Annotated in this window: 1 protein-coding gene; it reads left to right on the top strand. The window is 41.2% G+C overall.

Translation table 11 applies throughout. The features are described from left to right. Positions 1 to 953 (top strand): hypothetical protein (locus H5R64_RS00230; protein WP_182580081.1); only part of this gene is annotated, 953 nt, incomplete at both ends.

Raw genomic sequence — 953 nt, forward strand, 5'->3', positions numbered from 1 at the left:
TACTCAAGAACAAAATAACCAAGATTACGAAAATCAATTGAAGAAGGTTACCGACAGTTATTCGCCTGACAAAGCCATTAGAACCGATCATATTTATGTGGATGGAAGCCTTGCTACGATTGATAGTGATGGTTCTAATAAGCAAGTGGATATTAGTGTTTCTAATGCAGACTTAAGCAATGACCCGTTAAACGAGTATGTTCCATTCCAATCAGGTAAAGCCCGTACAAAGTATGCGTACAACCTATCAAAAGATAGCGTTATTAAAGTAAAAGTGCACAACGCAGCAACTGATAGCAGTGGTCGCCAATTAGATGTGACATATACGTTTTCAGATTTTGTTCTTTACAATTACAACCTAAGTGTTAAAAGCGACACAGATGGACATAATGTGTGGATGGCATTTGGAAAGGGTTGGCCTGGGGTATTGCTTAACACAGGGACAAATAACATTGCGGGGTATAACGTAAACGAAAGTTTCTCATATACAGATGGTACGCCGTATACCGGGAAAATATTAATCAGCTTTGCTTCATTAGACATGGCAGCTGATAATAGTGGGGCTGAAGCAATAATGCCAAAGAGCGGTGTGCTCGGTGCCTTTGTTAATCCCAAATCGCATATCGGTACAATTCCCGTAGCAATTAAGGGGCCGGCAACCGCTTTAACATCAAAGGTATATATGTGTGAGACCCCTAACGTTACTAACGGGACAGTGGGTGATTACACAGATGCATCTATTGTATTCTTGGCTAATGGCAATTCAAATTACACCTATGTTAAATGGGGAGGACCTACATCACATGACGGGGGCTTTGAACAAAACGGATCTCCAGTACCTAAGAATTCCAGCAGTGCGGCCGCTTATGAACACACTGCTTATGGTACAGGCAATCTAGGTGTTGATCCAATTCTGCGAAAAACTACCGTAATTCACTATCACTACGATGTAA

Origin of the sequence: Limosilactobacillus fastidiosus (assembly GCF_014145505.1) — a bacterium.
GTDB lineage: Bacteria > Bacillota > Bacilli > Lactobacillales > Lactobacillaceae > Limosilactobacillus > Limosilactobacillus fastidiosus.